This window comes from Gallibacterium genomosp. 1 (genome assembly GCF_000771875.1).
Classification (GTDB): domain Bacteria; phylum Pseudomonadota; class Gammaproteobacteria; order Enterobacterales; family Pasteurellaceae; genus Gallibacterium.
In genome coordinates, this window is sequence record NZ_JPXX01000006.1 from 1 (window position 1) to 17,255 (window position 17,255).

Sequence of the window (17,255 nt, forward strand, 5' to 3'; positions counted from 1 at the left end):
TTTTGTCTACTATGCCTATCACAATTAATACACATAACCATACATTAAATAATCAACAAACCCAACATCAAGGGATAACAAGTCAAGGTGATATTCGTTTACAGGCCGTTGCTGTATTAAATAATCAGCAAGGCAACCTCAGTACAAAGGGTAATTTGGTTATCCAAAGTGAACAAATTGATAACCAACAAGGAAACTTACTTAGCCAACAACAAATATCTTTAACAGGGAATACTTTAGATAATCGTCAGGGAGCTATTCAAGCACAACAAAATATTGAAATTACGGCAAATCGTGAAATTAACAACCAAGCAATCAACGCTAAAGGTTCGGTGATTCAAAGTGGTGCCACGCTCACCTTGATCACAAATCACCTGAATAATCAAGCCACCAAAGCAACGACAGCGATACCAACGCAAGGCTTAGTAGGTCATCAGCTTACCTTGAGTAGTAAGCAACTGGATAATCAGCGAGGTGGCATTTATACCACCGATCAACTTAGTGCGAGTGTGGCACAAGATATCCATAATCAACAAGGTGAAATCCTCTCTTTAGGCAACGTGAATCTGCAAGGCGATTCTCTCACATTACATAATCAACTGGGTATCATTGAAAGCGGGCAAAATCTAAGGTTGGTTCTGCAACAGTTTAATAATGAAGGTAATATTAAAAGTCATCAGGATGCCTTGATTGAGCTACAAAAAGATTTAATCCTTACCCAACCTTTTACTGTCGCTGGCCATTTAGCGATAAAAACAATGGGCGATTTTATTAATCAGACTCAATTAATCACGGGAAAAGGTTTACAGATCACAGCAAAACAGATTGAGAATCCAACAAACAGCGAGTTTACCTCGCCCAATACCCAACTGACTGCAAATTCATTGACCAATCGGGGATTAATTGATGGTACACAAAATGCAATTTATGTGAATACTTTAAATAATCTCGGCACAGGACGTATTTATGGCGATGAGTTAGCGATTCAAGCCAATGTGTTAAATAATCAACCAGAACATTCCAATAATGAAGTGCATACTGCAACCATAGCGGCACGTAAAAACCTTCATCTAGGGGTAGGTACCTTAACCAATAGTGATCATGCCTTAATTTTGAGTTTAGGAGATTTAACGATTGGTGGACGAATCGATGCAAACCAACGAGCCATTGGACAAGCTGATTTTGTGGATAATGGTAGTGCTACTATTGAAGCCTTGGGGAATGGAAAAATTAATACTAAACGGTTATGGAATCATGATTTGCATTTAATTACTGGAGAAGATCATCAAGATCAACGTATCAGTGAATATGCGGTACATAGTAAAGGTAAACGCTATTCTAGTCTTGAAGGATGGTTTGATCGTAATAACAATAATCGGCATGACAAAAACTCTTATTTTAATTTTAATGACGGTAGACCACGAGTGGGCAATCCAACTTGGGTACAATGGCATTTTAATCGTCATACTGTCACAACGACATTGGAACATCGTGACCCAGCTAAAATTTTGATTGCTGGTGATTTACGGTTAAATGGTGAAGATTTAGTGAACGATGTTTCACAAATTTTGGTCGGCAATCGAATCCGTATGGGCGGACGGGTATTTAATCAAAATGAGAAAAATCGTAACTTAAAAGGTAATTCTGTTCGATTAGAGAATAAAGATCTCATCGGTGAAATTCATCGCCATGATGAAGGAACTTGGTACACTATGGTCACAAAACGTAAGCGTCATGGTTGGAGAGGTAAAAAAGTATGGGCTAAATATGGTGATGATGATAAACCATTTAGTCGAGATTTACCGGTGGAATATTTTAAATTTCACCTAGTAGAAAACACCATCGGTCAAGCGCAAGCCGTAGCAAGCCAAGCCTCTCAAGTCACTATTGATAAACAGCATCAAGCTTCCACGCTTGCGGAGCAAGCATTAAAGGTCGCCCCTGTTTCTGCTATTGAGCCACATCAAATATCAACACCGGTGTTACCAAAAATCATCAGTGTTGAAATGAGTCAATCGGTTGGTCAAGTACGAACTTATCAACCCGACATTCGTTTACCGGAAGTCAGCCTCTATCGTATTAATCCAAAGACGGATAGCCATATCTTAGTTGAAACAGATCCACGCTTTGCCAATAAACGCAAATGGTTAAGCTCCGATTATATGTTTGATGCCTTACGCGCCGAACCACAAACGATGCTTAAACGTTTAGGAGATGGTTATTATGAACAGCGTTTAATTAACGAGCAGATTAACCAACTGACCGGGCAACGCTTCTTAGGCAATTACACTTCGGATTATGAACAATACAAAGCATTGATGGATGCCGGTATTCGTTATGCACAACGTTATCAGTTGATTCCTGGTGTTGCGCTTAGTGCTGCACAAATGCAGGAATTAACCGAAGATATGGTATGGCTTGCGCCTCAAACCGTCACCTTAAAGGACGGTACTCAAGTTCAAGTGCTTGTCCCTCAAGTTTATCTCGTAAAACGTGATGTCGATATTCAGCCAACAGGCGCTATTATCTCTGCAAGAGAAATTGAAATAGACAGTGAGGGTGAAGTCAACAATAGTGGCATAATTGCCGGACGCAATTTAACACAAATTTCCGCACAAAATGTCGTCAACACAGGTACCCTCGCTGCCGATCAACTGAATTTTCAGCTAGCGAAGCGTTTCTATCAACAAGGTGGAGAGCTTAATGCCAATAATCTTTATCTCAATGCAGGTTCAATTCAGATTGAAGGGCGAATGAGCGAAGCAAAAGCCAACCCTAACTATGCGCATCGTCAATTAGATCAGCAAGCTTTATTACAGGTAAAACAAGCGCTTATTTTGCAAAGCCAAGGCGATATTCAATTAGACGCAACCAGTGTTAATGCTGGATCTGCCTTATTAACAGCTGGTGGTGATATACATATCGGGACTGTCACTGAACGCGAACGTTCACATTATATTGCTAATTCAGAAAACTATTGGAAACTCGACCAACAAAGAGAAATCGGCTCTACCTTTAAAATTAAAGACAATGCGGTATTCAATGGCAAACAAGGTGTCATGTTACGTGCCGCACAAATTAATGCGGGTGGCGACCTTATTGTTAATAGTGAGCAAGGTGATATTCAACTACAAGCAGGGCGTGACCAAGAAACACTCTCATTTGCAACCAAATACAAAGATAAAAGCCTACTGAGCCGTAGCACAACAATCATTAAACATGATCACCAATATGACTTAGCCCAAGGTTCACAACTCTCAGGAGACAACATTGTACTTACTGCAAATCAAGGCAAAGTTTCTGTTAAAGGCAGCACCATTGTTGCCGATAAAAATGTGAACTTACAAGCTCAAGACATTGAGATCACTGCAGCGAAAAATACCCGAAAAGAACATGATTTTTACGCAGAGAAGAAATCAGGTTTAATGAGTAGTGGTGGGTTTGGTTTTACCATTGGCAGCCGCTCAGAAAAACAGGATTATACCGATAATGAAATTACCCAATCCGATGCACGTGCCACAGTAGGCAGCTTAGGCGGTAATGTTACCTTAGTCGCTGGCAGTCAAGCTAATATTCTGGGGACTGACCTGATTGTTCAACCAGAGAAAAGTATTAATGTCACCGCCAAGTCCTTAAAAGTAGAAGCAGGTAAAGACGTGATTGAGCGCACAGAAGACCACGAGTTTAAACAGTCAGGTTTGACCGTATCCCTGTCTTCTCCAGTGACTGATATGGCGATGAAAGCACGAGACAGTATGACGCGTAGTCAACAGGTGCAGGATAGTCGTTTAAAAGCCCTTTATGAAATCAAAGCGGCTCAGGAAGGCGTATTAGCCGCACAAGAAGCCTCAAAAGTGGCTCAAGCAGCACAATCAGGTCAGCGTTCAGACTTTAAAATCTCCGCGTCGGTGGGCGAGCAAAAATCAGAATCACATAGTCGAACCAAACAAGTGATACACCAAGGCAGTACCTTAAGTGCAGGTAATGTGAATTTGACGACTACAGAAGGCGATTTAGATATTATTGGCTCTTCTATCAAGGCAGGCAATACCATATTAGACGCAGCAGGCAACCTTAACTTATTGTCTACACAAGATACGATGAGTCATCGTAGTGATAATAAGAATAGCGGTTGGAGTGCTGGGGTATTTGTGGGCTATAGCGGCGGTAGCTATGGTTTTGGAGTGGAAGGCTCTGCTCAAGTAGGAAAAGGAGACGAGAACAGCGATAGTGTTACGCAAGTAAATACAGCCATACAAGCGGATAACGCTATGCTTCGTAGTGGGCAAGACACAAACCTGAAAGGAGCCGTAGTTAATGCTGACCACATTCAAGCAGAGATAGGGCGTCATCTCACGATAGCAAGCCGACAAGATAAGCAACACTATGATAGTAACCAAGTTCAAGCAGGTGTTTCGGCATCGGTGGCGATTTATGGCAGCGGCTCAAATGCTTCAGTCAATGCAAGCTTGAACAAAGGCAAGCTCAATTATGCCCAAGTTGAAGAGCAGAGTGGTTTACACGCAGGCAAAGAAGGATTAGAGGTTACTGTACAAGGCAATACGCACTTAAAAGGGGCTATTGTTGACAGTCAAGCAAGCCAAGAGAAAAACCACTTTACCACAGGCAGCTTAACCTCAGAAAATATTGAGAATCACAGTGAAGCCAAAGTGGAATCTATCAGTGCAGGCATTTCGACCAATATGGAACAAAATATTGCCAATGGTATGGCAGCGGCGTTAAGTGCGTTGGGGAATATACAAAAGCGCGAAAGCAGCACCACATATAGTACGATAGGTAGCAATATTCAGCTCACCACGCAACAAGGTGATATTCCGACTACCCTTTCTCGCGATACCACCACAGCAAACGAACGAATTGATAAAACCGAGATTGCTGACCTGAAAATGCGCCAAGAGATGGCACAAGTGATAGGTGAGATAGCCAATAATGGCATTACCATCGTTTTAAAACCAAAAGTAGATGAAGCAGAACGGCAAAAGGCTGAAGCGGAAGCGATATTAAAGAATGATGAGCATAACCAAGCAGCACAACAGAAATTAGATACAGCCAATAAGGTCATAAAAACCTACGGACAAGGCGGTCAAATCCAACTTGCCGTGCGTGCGGTTACAGGGGTATTACAAGGGATAGCGACAGGTGAAGCCTCGCAAGCAGTAGTTGGTGGCTTATCGCCGTATGCCAATTATGCGATAAAGAAAGCCACAACTAATCAAATAACAGGCGAAGTAGATACCCAAGCCAACTTAATGGCACACGCCTTATTAGGAGCAATCGAAGCTTATGCGACAGGAAACAACGCTGCTGCAGGGGCAGCTGGAGCGCTTGGCGGTGAATTGGCTGCAAAAATTATCACAGAACAGCTTTACCAAAAAACACCAGACCAACTCACCGAAGCACAAAAACAAACCGTCTCCACCTTAAGCCAACTTGCCAGTGGTTTAGTGGGTGGCTTGGTGGGTGATAGCACCTCAAGTGCTATTAGTGCGGCAGAGATTGGAAAGAGGGCGGTTGAGAATAATGGATTGCTTAGCGGACAAGTATCTGATTTATTTAGAGAGTTGGATGCAGCGGAGAAAGATAAGCAGCCTATAGAAGAAATTTTTATAAAAGCTAAAGCGCTAAGTGATAAGCAATATAAAGAATTAACAGAAAACTGTACTGATTCTGCAATATGCCGTTACGGCACAGAAAAAGCATTAGAAGAAGCAAATCAAAAAGCCTTTGAATTGGTAGGATATTTTAATTCTAAACTAAGTAATTTATCTTATGAAGCTCAAAATAAATTTCTTGAGTTTATTATTGATGAGAATAGTAAAGAATTTAATTTTATTGAAGAAAACAGAACGATTACAGAAAAAGCGATAGTTGGTTTGGTAGATAGTTTTATTGCCTCTCAACAAGATCAAGGAATAAAAATATCACCTAAGATTGCTAGCTTTGCTAAAAAAGTTAAAAATCCAAATATACAAAATAAAGATTGGAAGTATATTCCAGCTCCTAAAAAAGAAGAAATAACTGGCTTTAAAGGTTTAACTAGGGCAAAAGAAAAAACATCTATTCGCGGAGGAGGAAAACTTCGTGAACGTTGGAAAGATAGAGAGGGGAATATTTATGAATGGGATTCACAACATGGGACAATGGAAAAATATAATAAGCAAGGTAAGCATTTAGGAGAATTTGATTTTAAAACAGGAGAACAACTTAAAAATGCGGATCCAACAAGGAGAATAGAACCATGATAGAAGTTACTCGATATATAGATGTTTTTGATAATATAACAGATGAATTAATTGATTCATATGAAATAACATTACCTGATGAAAAAGCTATTTCTTATATCCAGCCTGATGATGATGATTGTTATGCTATTTGTGTATATGCATTAGATGAAGAGCAAGTGATTAATTTAGGAGGAGAACACTTAGTATCTTTATATAAAAATAAGGATGTTTGTTTTCATGCGAGCTGTTGTAGAAAATAAAAATAAATCAGAAAATTTAAGCCAACTTGCCAGTGGTTTAGTGGGTGGCTTGGTGGGTGATAGCACCTCAAGTGCTATTAGTGCGGCAGAGATTGGAAAGAGGGCGGTTGAGGATAATTTCCTCTCTGAAAAAGAGATTGCTATTTTAGACAAACTTGCTGAGAAGAAAGTATTAACGCCAGAAGATGTCGAACATATCACTAGCATAAAGATGAAAGATAAAGTCTCTGATGCCTTACTAACGAAATATTAGAAAGACCCAACATCATTAACCCCACAAAAATATCAACAACTGATGTATTGGGTGAATGAAGCGGCAGCTTGGCAACCTGAAACTGCCAAGAATATTTTAAAAATGGATGTTACAGGAGCTGCAATAAAATATTCAAACCCTGAATTAGATAAGAAATACCAAGCTGCACATAGGATTTACAGCTCATTAGATTATCAATTTGGTAAATCCACTTTAGAGGGATTGGCGGTGCTTGGGAATAGTGGTAACGTAATAATTAAAGGGGTTACTACTGTTGAAACGCTTGCTAGAGGGATCAGTGATAAAGCCTTTATCACTGCTCTGCAAGCTGAAAAGGCAATGGGTAAAATTTCGCCTGCATTACAATGGCTAGAGTTACTGTAATTGCTAAGCGATCTGTGTAATAGTTTTACCTAATGCGTAAAAAAGCCGTTATCTTTTTATGTTCACCAAGTGTAATATGTTTGTAGGTGTTCATAAGTTCTTATCAGTGATTTTGTTGTGGTAAACAAATTATAGTTGAATTCCTTATGAACACTTTTTTATTTGTTGCAGTTAGATTGTAAATTCAAGGTCATAAAAAAATCTGCACCTCTCTGTACGTTGGTAAATCCAAATTTAAAGGGCAGATGATTTGTTCATTAAGGAAATTTATTTTCCCCAAACTTCTTCGCTGATTTCACGAATAAATTCAAGTTTTTTCCATTGTTGTTCTTCAGTCAACACATTTCCTTCTTCGGTTGAAGCAAAACCACATTGTGGACTTAAACAAAGCTGATTGATGTCAACATATTGCGCTGCTTCTTTAATACGGGCAATAATTTCATCTTTATCTTCAAGCTCACCGCTTTTTGAGGTGACCAAGCCCAATACAACCTGTTGATCTTTAATAAAGCGTAACGGTTTAAAATCTCCGGCACGGTCGCTATCATATTCAAGGAAGAAACCATCCACTTTGCAATGGCCGAATAATGTTTCTGCGACAGGTTCATAACCACCGGAAGAGAACCAAGTTGAGCGGAAGTTACCACGACAAATATGCATTGTGATTGTCATATCTTCTGGTTTATCTTTAATAGCTTCATTAATTAAATTAACGTAATCTTTTGCGAGTTGATCAACATCAATACCGCGTGCAGTGTAGGCGGCACGTTTTTCTTCTGAGCAGAGTTCACCCCAACTGGTGTCATCTAATTGCAAGTTACGGCAGCCTAATTCATAGAATTTTGCAATAGCATCACGGTAAGCTTGTGCAAGATCGGCAAATAATTGTTGTGGATTTTGCTTATAAAGCTCAATCGGCTGATATTCCGCTTCACGAGCAATACAGATAACGTGCAGCATGGTCGGTGAAGGAATGGTGAATTTTACTGGATAATCGCCTGCAATTTTTTGTAATGAACGATAATGTTCAACAAATGGGTGGTTGTCACTGAAACCAACTTTATCGACAATTTTTAATGTTCTAGGACGTACATTGTGATGTTTGAATTGAACGGAGAATTTTTTGGCATCGACTTCTTCAACCCCATCCAATGCAGCAAGAAAATCCATATGCCAGAATGTGCGGCGAAATTCGCCATCAGTTACTGCGTGTAAGCCAACTTGTTTCTGATGTTCTACTAATTTTGTAATTTCTTGATCTTCAACATTTTTTAAATCAGCACAACTAATATCACCACATTGACATTGATGACGTGCTTGTTTCAATACTTCTGGGCGTAGGAATGAGCCGACAATATCAAAACGGAAAGGGGCTTTTGTGCGTTGTGTTGCATTTGGGAATAATTTACTCATTTTAAAACCTCATATTATATATTAAAATAGACGTTTAGATGTCTAAACAAAAAATACTGTACTGTACTTTATACAAGTTATCAAGAGGATAACGAAAAATAGTGATAGAAAAGGCGATTTATCATCGCCTTTAGTTTAATTTATGCCAAAATATCGTTTTTGATATAGAAACTATTCTTCAGAAATAGCCTCGTTTTCATCGTCATCACAAATACGTTCAATGCTGACTACTTGTTCAGTATCTGACGTACGAATTAAACGGACACCCTGGGTATTACGCCCAACAAGACTGATTTCAGCAACACGAGTACGCACCAAGGTACCGGCATCAGTGATCAACATAATTTGGTCATTTTCTTCCACTTGGGTGGCAGCAACTACTTTACCGTTACGTTCGCTGACTTTGATTGAAATAACACCTTTGGTATTACGAGATTTGGTTGGATATTCCGCAAGTGCGGTTCGTTTACCATAACCATTCTGTGTTGCAGTAAGAATTGCTCCGTTAGTTTTAGGAATCACTAATGAAACTACTTTATCAATGCTTAAATCTAGAATTTGCTCAGTTTCATCGGTAGCGTTTTCTTCATTGCTATTTTCTTCATCGGAAATGTCATTGGTTAAAGCAAGTTTGATTCCCCTTACACCAGCAGCGGTTCTACCCATTGCACGTACTGCGTTTTCATCAAAACGCACAACACGACCTTGTGCAGAGAATAGCATAATTTCGTTATTGCCTTCTGTAATATCAGCTCCGATAAGTTCATCATCATCTCGTAAATTTACTGCGATAATACCACTGGTACGTGGGCGACTAAATTCGGTCAAGGTTGTTTTCTTCACTAAACCACCAGCAGTTGCCATTACGATAAATTTATCTTCAGCATATTCTTTGACAGGAAGGATTGCAGTAATACGCTCATTTTCTTGTAAAGGTAATAAATTGACAATAGGGCGACCTCTTGCACCACGGCTAGCTTGTGGTAATTGATATACTTTCAGCCAATATAAACGACCACGGCTAGAAAAACAGAGAATAGTATCGTGAGTATTCGCCACTAAAAGCTTTTCAATGAAATCTTCATCTTTCATTTTAGTTGCTGATTTACCTTTACCACCACGCCGTTGAGCCTCATAATCGGAAAGTGGTTGATATTTAACGTAACCTTCGTGTGACAATGTCACAACAACATCTTCAGGATTGATTAAATCTTCAAGATTGATATCTCCACTACTTGCAGTGATTTCAGTACGACGAGGATCGTTATATTGATTTTTAATTTTTTCTAGCTCTTCATGAATTACTTCCATTAAACGTACCGGACTATGTAAAATATGTAAAAGCTCTGCTATCACATCTAGCAGTGACTTATATTCATCTAGAATTTTTTCGTGTTCTAATCCGGTAAGTTTTTGTAGACGTAAATCCAAGATTGCTTGTGCTTGTGCTTCACTTAAATGATAAACACCGCCACGAATACCTAAATTTTCATCTAAATTTTCTGGACGTGCCGCATCGACTCCGGTCGCCGCCAACATTGCTTCAACATTACCTAAATGCCACGGTTGAGATAATAACCCCTCTTTTGCTACTGCTGGCGTTGGTGCATTGCGAATTAATTCAATAATCGGATCAATATTGGCAAGTGCGATTGCCAAACCTTCTAAAATATGCGCCCGTTCGCGCGCTTTGCGCAGTTCATATACAGTACGGCGAGTAACAACTTCACGACGGTGTAATACGAACGCTTCAATTAACTCTTTTAGATTGAGTAGCTTAGGTTGCCCGTGGTCGAGAGCAACGATATTAATGCCGAAGGTAACTTGTAATTGTGTGAGGGCATAAAGATTATTTAAGACAATTTCACCGACCGCATCACGTTTGATTTCAATCACGATACGCATACCGTCTTTATCGGATTCATCACGTAAACCGCTAATACCTTCAATTTTTTTCTCTTTAACCAATTCAGCGATTTTCTCGATTAAGCGTGCTTTGTTTACTTGGTAAGGAATTTCGTGAACGATAATGCTTTCACGACCTTTGTCATCAGTTTCAATATCGGCTTTTGCACGGATATAAATTTTACCGCGTCCAGTTTTGTAAGCCTCTTCAATGCCTCTTTTGCCATTAATGATAGCCGCAGTAGGGAAATCCGGACCCGGAATATAGCTCATTAATTCATCAATAGTAATCTGTTCATTATCAATATAGGCTAAACAACCATCAATTACTTCTCCTAAATTATGTGGAGGAATATTGGTTGCCATACCGACAGCGATACCACTAGAACCATTAACAAGCAATGCAGGCACTTTAGTGGGCAATACTTCAGGGATCATTTCCGAACCATCATAGTTTGGTTGATAATCGACAGTTTCCTTATCTAAATCAGCTAATAATTCGTGTGCAATTTGGGTCATACGTGCTTCGGTATAACGCATTGCAGCAGGTGAATCTCCATCAATAGAACCAAAATTACCCTGACCATCCACTAATGGATAGCGCAAAGAGAAAGGTTGAGCCATACGCACTAAAGTATCGTAAACGGCAGAATCTCCGTGAGGGTGGTATTTACCAATAACATCTCCGACAATACGCGCGGATTTACGATATGGTTTATTATAGTCATTGCCTCCAACAGCCATTGCGAAAAGTACGCGACGGTGTACCGGCTTTAACCCATCTCTTACATCAGGTAATGCACGACCAACAATTACGGACATTGCATAATCCAAGTAAGACGATTTCATTTCTTCTTCGATATTAACGGGAATAATATCTTTTGCTAAATCGCTCATTTAGACATTTCCTATATTTGAATTTTGTCAAAAAACAGTTTCGGATTATAGCACAAAAAGCACTGTAACCATAGGGTAAAGCTGAATTTAATCTAAGGCATAACTATGGTATTGGTAACCGTTTCCTGTTGGTAAAAATTCAAAAATATGACTAATGCAATCAGGCTGATCCTCTGAATGGTGAGAAACGAAAAAGAGTTGCGTATCGCTGTTTACAATCAGTTGATTGATAAAAGTTAAGACCAAATGACGATTTAATGCATCCAAGCCAATTAATGGTTCATCTAAGATTAAAATCGGAGGGTGTTTAACCAAAGCTCTCGCTATTAATAATAGTCGTTGTTGTCCCCAAGAAAGAGAGCGAAACGGTGTGTTGGTAAACTTTTCCATATTAATGCGTTGTAACCACTGCAAAGCGTTCAAACGGGTATTTTCATCAACCTGCTGATAAACACCGATAGAGTCAAAATACCCGGAAATAATCACATTTAATGCTGAGCAGTTAACCCGATAATCAAGATGGAAATGATTGCTAAGAAAACCGATATTTTGTTTAATTTGCCAAACAGTTTCGCCACTACCACGTTGCTTGCCAAATAATTTTACTTTGTTGTTAAATGCCTGAGGATGATCGCCGTTAATTATTGACAACAAGGTTGATTTACCACAACCATTCGGGCCTTTTATCCACCAATGTTGTTTCGGTTTTACCTGCCAGTTCAGTTTATTTAGAATAATTTTATCTCCATATTTAACAGTAACATCTTCTAAGTCAAAAATAGTTTGTAAATCTTGTGACAATGTCACAGGAGGAAAAGCAGGAAGAGGCACAGGAACGTGTAGCGAAGTTTCTGCATAGCAGAGTTGTTGGAAAGCATCACTGTCTAGAATTTTATCTGCTTGATCTTGCATTAATAAATGGCATTGATGTAGCAATGAAATAGTGTCTGACCAAATTGGCACATCGTTCAAACGATTAATCACTAAGATAATAGTAATATTTTGTTTTAACTGTTGTAATAATTGTAGCCATTGCTGTTGAGAGTTTGTATCCAATCCTTCAAACGGTTCGTCTAAAATCAATAAATCCGGCTGTTCAATTAAAGCTTTTGCCAATAACACTTTTCTTGCCTCTCCAGTAGAAAGCAATTTAAAAGCACGATCTAATAAAGGTTTTATACCAATTAAAGTGGCTGTTTTTACAATTTTTTGATCACTATACTGTTTGTTCATACAAATGATTTGTTTTGCTGTTTTACCATGATCATCTGGGCTGACACTGTCATTATTTAAATCTCGAAAAATCTGCTCCAATAATACTTGCTGCTGAGCTAAGGAAACTAAACTGATTTTTTCAAATGTATTTTGGTAATGTCCTTCATAAGGGGGTTGGTGTTGACTGATAAATTTGCTTAATGTGCTTTTACCGCTGCCGTTATGACCGACAATGACATTAAATGTTTTCTCTTCGATGGCAAAATGATCGATATGTAACCAGAGTTCCGATGTTATTTTTATTTTTGCTTGTTGAAATGTAATTTGCATATTGATGTCACTCTAACTTATTGATAAGCCTGTTTAGTTTATTTAACTTGATGCTATTAGCAAATAAATGTGTAAAAAATAGTTGAATGCTGTATTAATATACAGTAAATTATACTGTATAAATAAACAGTATTTATGATCGTGGAGGTCATTATGCAACCGCAAACTAAAACAGCTGCCAGTGTAGAACAAAAATATTCTTATCTTCCTTTGCCGTTATATGATGATAAGCCGCAATTACCTTATTTCAATAAACAAAGCGATATTCACTATAAAATGGATCTGAATCGTTATTGCATCCGCAAGCCGCAACAAACCTTTTTTCTTCGTGTGACTAATGAAAATTTGTTGGCATGGGGGATTGATGTAGGTGATATCCTGATCATTGAGCAAAGAGAACAAATTAATGAAGGGGATTTAGTGGTAATTGAGCAAGATGACGGCTTGCAGTTATATGAATATTTTGCAATGAAAGATCAACAATATGTATTCTTTTCTTTGGACTCAAATCATAGCAATTTAACCATTAAGCAATTAACGCAACTTAACATCCAAGGTGTTGTGGCGAGCACAATCCATCAGCTAAAAAATCGCAAAGCGGCATAAATGCGATAAAAAATGATAGTAAGAAAAAAAGATAAGAGCTTGTACGTATGAAGATGGCTTGATGAAAAAAGACTTTGAACACGGATAGATAAAATCTCAGACATAAAGAGGAAAATATCAATGCTATGTTGTATCAGGTTTGATATTTTCCTCAAGTTTAAAACGCTAATTCAAACAAAGAAGAGAAAATGGTTAAATGACCTCTTTAAATGCAATCTGAGTCTGTTCAAGGAAGTCATTTTCTTCATCTGGCAACAGTGGTGCGGTTGGCAAATCAGGCTTATCAAAGGCAATATCGCCCTCAATATTTTCTAACGATACACCACGTTGAATTGATTTAAAATCAAACAATTTAGCATCGCACAGATGAGAAGGAACAATATTTTGTAATGCACTGAACATTGTTTCGATTCTGCCGGGATATTGGCGATCCCATTGTTGTAACATTTCCTTAATAACTTGACGTTGTAAATTTGGTTGTGAACCGCATAGATTACAAGGAATAATCGGGAATTGTTTTGTCTCCGCATAACGAGCAATGTCTTTTTCCCGACAATAGGCTAACGGGCGGATAACAATCTGTTTGCCATCATCGCTAATCAGTTTAGGCGGCATACTTTTCATCTTACCGCCATAGAACATATTTAAAAATAAGGTTTCCAACATATCATCACGATGATGTCCTAATGCAATTTTAGTGGCACCTAATTCGGTAGCGGTACGGTATAAAATACCGCGGCGTAAACGAGAACAGAGCGAACAAGTCGTTTTTCCTTCCGGAATTTTCTCTTTAACGATACCGTAAGTATTTTCTTCGACAATTTTGTATTCCACGCCTAATTGTTGTAAATAAGTTGGTAATACCTCTTCAGGGAAACCGGGTTGTTTCTGATCCAAATTAACCGCAACAATTTCAAAATTTACCGGCGCATTCAATTTTAAATTCAATAAAATATCGAGCAAGGTATAGCTGTCTTTCCCTCCGGAAAGGCATACCATTACGCGATCGCCCTCTTCAATCATATTAAAATCAGCAATGGCTTTACCCACTTCACGGCGTAAACGTTTATGTAATTTGTTTAAGTTATAAATCTGCTTTTTTTCCATAGACATTGTTGTTATTTACCGGGTAGTCAAAATCGGCTTGATATGGTACGGAGTTATGTTTTTTTTGCAACAGATTTATCTGTTTAGATGGAAAAACTCTCTTTTTAGGTAGGCTAATTTTAAAACTAAAGTATAAAAAGTATAAAAGAGACTTGTTGTTATCTGTATATTGCAAAGGAAATTATTCTCGTTAGTTAGCGATGTTTTTAAACTTAGATTGTGATGAAAACTCAACTAATGTTTTGATGTTATAATTTTGTTCAAAATATATAACTTTTTATTTATATAAAGCTTTGGTTTATTCTTCCATTTGTTATTTATTGAATTGTAACCGATAAGTCATTTATAGTAATGTAGATTTTATCAACGATAACGAAGGAGAAAAAATATGATTGCATTAATTACAGGAGCAAGTGCCGGATTCGGTGCAGCCATTGCGCGTAAACTGGCACAAGAAGGACATAAAGTGATTGTAACGGCTCGCCGTAAAGAGCGGCTGCTCGCATTACAACAGGAGATTGGTGAGAATTGCCTACCGTTAGCGTTTGATATTACAGACGAGAAGGCGACATTGCAGGCAATAGCGGAATTGCCGGAAGCGTGGAAAGCGATCGATATTTTGGTCAATAATGCCGGTTTGGCGTTGGGTATCGGTGCAGCACAAGATTCTTCTTTAGAAGATTGGAAGCAGATGATTGCAACTAATATCACCGGGTTAGTAACGGTAACACACGCTGTTTTACCGGGTATGGTGGAACGTAATCGTGGCTTAATTGTTAATTTAGGTTCAATCGCCGGTACTTATCCATATCCGGGCGGCAATGTTTATGGTGGAACTAAAGCGTTCGTGAAACAGTTCAGCTTGAATTTACGTGCAGATTTGGTTGGAACCGCAATTCGTGTATCCAATATTGAACCTGGTCTTTGTGGTGGCACTGAATTTTCAAATGTTCGTTTCCACGGCGATGATGCCAAAGCAGCGGCACTTTATGCAAATGTGGATTACATTACACCAGAAGATATTGCCAATACTGTTGCTTGGATTGCACAATGTCCGCCACATATGAATATTAACCGTATTGAAATTATGCCGGTTGCACAAGCACCTGCAGGGTTAGTAATTAAGAAAAAACAATAATTCATCGTTTATTATCCCCACTGCGGTGGGGATTTTTCTCCGTTACTGGAATGAAATAACCTTTAGAGAAATCAGCTTTTTTTGCTAGAATAACGCACATTTAGTTATTTTGATCAAAATAAATCTCAGTTGTTTAGGTAACCAATAATGAGTGATTCAACTCAAACCATTCCTGAATTAGTGTCGTGGGTCAAGGAGCGAGAATTTAACCTTAGCTTAAGTACCGATCGATTAGCGTTTCTTTTAGCGATCACTATTTTTAATAATGAGCATTTCGCCGGTGAAATGGAAGAGGGCGATTTAGTCGATCTGTTTCGTCACGTTTCCAAAGCATTAGGGCAATCGGAAGATACGCTTGTACAACGTGCAAATAATGCTATCAATGATTTAGTCAAACAACGCCTATTGAATCGCTTTAGCAGCGAATTTACGGAAGGTTTGGCAATTTATCGCTTAACGCCGCTGGGCGTGGGCATTTCCGATTATTATATTCGTCAACGGGAATTCTCAGCGTTGCGTCTTTCCGTACAGCTTTCGATTGTTGCCGATGAAATTCAACGTGCTGCCGAAGCGGCAGAAAATGACGGTGATGAATATTATTGGCGGCGTGAAGTGTTTGCACCGTTGAAATATTCTGTGGCAGAGATCTTCGACAGCATTGATCTTTCGCAACGTATTATGGACGAGAGTCAACACCAAACTAAAGAAGAAATTGCGGAATTATTAAGCAAGGATTGGCAAGCGGCAATTTCCAGTTGTGAACGGTTATTAGATGAAACATCTGGCAATTTACGTGAATTACAGGACACATTAAACGCTGCCGGTGATAAATTGCAGGCAGGTTTATTACGTATTCAGGATTGTATTGTCGGACGTGCCGAATTGGATTTTGTAGAACAGCTTATTATTAGCTTACAACTTAAGTTAGACCGCATTATCAGCTGGGGACAGCAGGCAATCGACTTATGGATCAGCTATGACCGTTATGTGCATAAATTTATTCGTACCGCAATCGATTTGGATAAAAATCGTGTGTTTGCACAACGTTTACGCCGTTCAATTGCCGATTATTTTGATACACCGTTTTATTTGTGGCACGTGCAAGCAGAGCGTCTGATTGATCTGCGCGATGAAGAGTTAGCATTGCGTGAAGAAGAAGCACTAGGTGAGTTGCCGACAGAATTGGAATATGAATCTCTACAGACGGTACACGAACAGATTAGCGAAGCAATGCAATCATTGTTAATCCGTTATTATGAAACGAAACAGCAGATTGAATTGGGTGAGTTGTTACGTCAACAGCTTGAGCGTTATCCGCAATCACAACATTTTGATGTTGCCAGAATTATTGTTGATCAGGCAGTCAAATTAGGGATTGCGAGTCAAGATTTCAGTGGCAATGTACCACAATGGCAACCGATTAATGATTTTGGTGCAGAAGTTCAAGCACACCCAATTGATGAATATAATAATCAACCGAAAAAATAGATTTTTATAAGCGA

General features: G+C 38.8%; 9 protein-coding genes and 2 pseudogenes. 7 read left to right on the forward strand and 4 right to left on the reverse strand.

All coding sequences use genetic code 11. From position 1 onward, the window contains the following. Nucleotides 1-17: 17 nt before the first annotated feature. The 4 genes and pseudogenes from JP36_RS02085 to JP36_RS02100 form a co-directional block, all read left to right on the forward strand. A pseudogene (locus tag JP36_RS02085) lies at nucleotides 18-6,263 on the forward strand (hemagglutinin repeat-containing protein); the annotation flags it as partial. Beyond that, nucleotides 6,260-6,505, forward strand: coding sequence for a DUF7683 domain-containing protein (locus tag JP36_RS02090; protein ID WP_013747210.1), 246 nt, complete (start codon nucleotides 6,260-6,262; stop codon nucleotides 6,503-6,505). The pseudogene JP36_RS02085 and the gene JP36_RS02090, both read left to right, overlap by 4 nt. Before the next feature lie 13 nt (nucleotides 6,506-6,518). Further along, nucleotides 6,519-6,632, forward strand: a pseudogene (locus JP36_RS11945) (VENN motif pre-toxin domain-containing protein); the annotation flags it as partial. A gap of 168 nt (nucleotides 6,633-6,800) precedes the next feature. Next, nucleotides 6,801-7,142, forward strand: coding sequence for a hypothetical protein (locus tag JP36_RS02100; RefSeq protein WP_039171476.1), 342 nt, complete (start codon nucleotides 6,801-6,803; stop codon nucleotides 7,140-7,142). 267 nt (nucleotides 7,143-7,409) lie between these two features. Here JP36_RS02100 and JP36_RS02105 read toward each other — a convergent pair whose 3' ends face one another. The 3 genes from JP36_RS02105 to modF all read right to left on the reverse strand — a co-directional run bounded on the left by JP36_RS02105 (nucleotide 7,410) and on the right by modF (nucleotide 12,902). After that, nucleotides 7,410-8,555 (reverse strand): 5-methyltetrahydropteroyltriglutamate--homocysteine S-methyltransferase, encoded by a 1,146-nt coding sequence (locus JP36_RS02105; RefSeq protein ID WP_039171479.1) that lies wholly within the window; start codon nucleotides 8,553-8,555, stop codon nucleotides 7,410-7,412. Nucleotides 8,556-8,726: 171 nt separating this feature from the next. Continuing rightward, complete coding sequence (gyrA, locus tag JP36_RS02110; RefSeq protein WP_039171481.1) at nucleotides 8,727-11,357, reverse strand: DNA topoisomerase (ATP-hydrolyzing) subunit A; 2,631 nt, start codon at nucleotides 11,355-11,357, stop codon at nucleotides 8,727-8,729. 87 nt (nucleotides 11,358-11,444) lie between these two features. Next, a complete protein-coding gene (gene modF, locus JP36_RS02115) occupies nucleotides 11,445-12,902 on the reverse strand; it encodes a molybdate ABC transporter ATP-binding protein ModF (protein WP_039171483.1) in 1,458 nt (485 codons plus the stop codon). 153 nt (nucleotides 12,903-13,055) lie between these two features. On the opposite strand from modF, the gene JP36_RS02120 reads away from it, so the two are divergent. Beyond that, complete coding sequence (locus tag JP36_RS02120) at nucleotides 13,056-13,508, forward strand: LexA family protein (RefSeq protein ID WP_039171486.1); 453 nt, start codon at nucleotides 13,056-13,058, stop codon at nucleotides 13,506-13,508. A gap of 192 nt (nucleotides 13,509-13,700) precedes the next feature. On the opposite strand, the gene ttcA is transcribed toward JP36_RS02120, so the two are convergent. Beyond that, nucleotides 13,701-14,621 (reverse strand): tRNA 2-thiocytidine(32) synthetase TtcA, encoded by a 921-nt coding sequence (gene ttcA / locus JP36_RS02125; protein WP_039091075.1) that lies wholly within the window; start codon nucleotides 14,619-14,621, stop codon nucleotides 13,701-13,703. Between the two features lie 382 nt (nucleotides 14,622-15,003). On the opposite strand from ttcA, the gene JP36_RS02130 reads away from it, so the two are divergent. Beyond that, entirely contained in the window at nucleotides 15,004-15,753 is a 750-nt protein-coding gene (locus tag JP36_RS02130; RefSeq protein WP_039171489.1) for an SDR family oxidoreductase, read from the forward strand. 147 nt (nucleotides 15,754-15,900) lie between these two features. Next, a complete protein-coding gene (mukF, locus tag JP36_RS02135; RefSeq protein WP_039171491.1) occupies nucleotides 15,901-17,241 on the forward strand; it encodes a chromosome partition protein MukF in 1,341 nt (446 codons plus the stop codon). The last annotated feature ends 14 nt before the right edge of the window (nucleotides 17,242-17,255 follow it).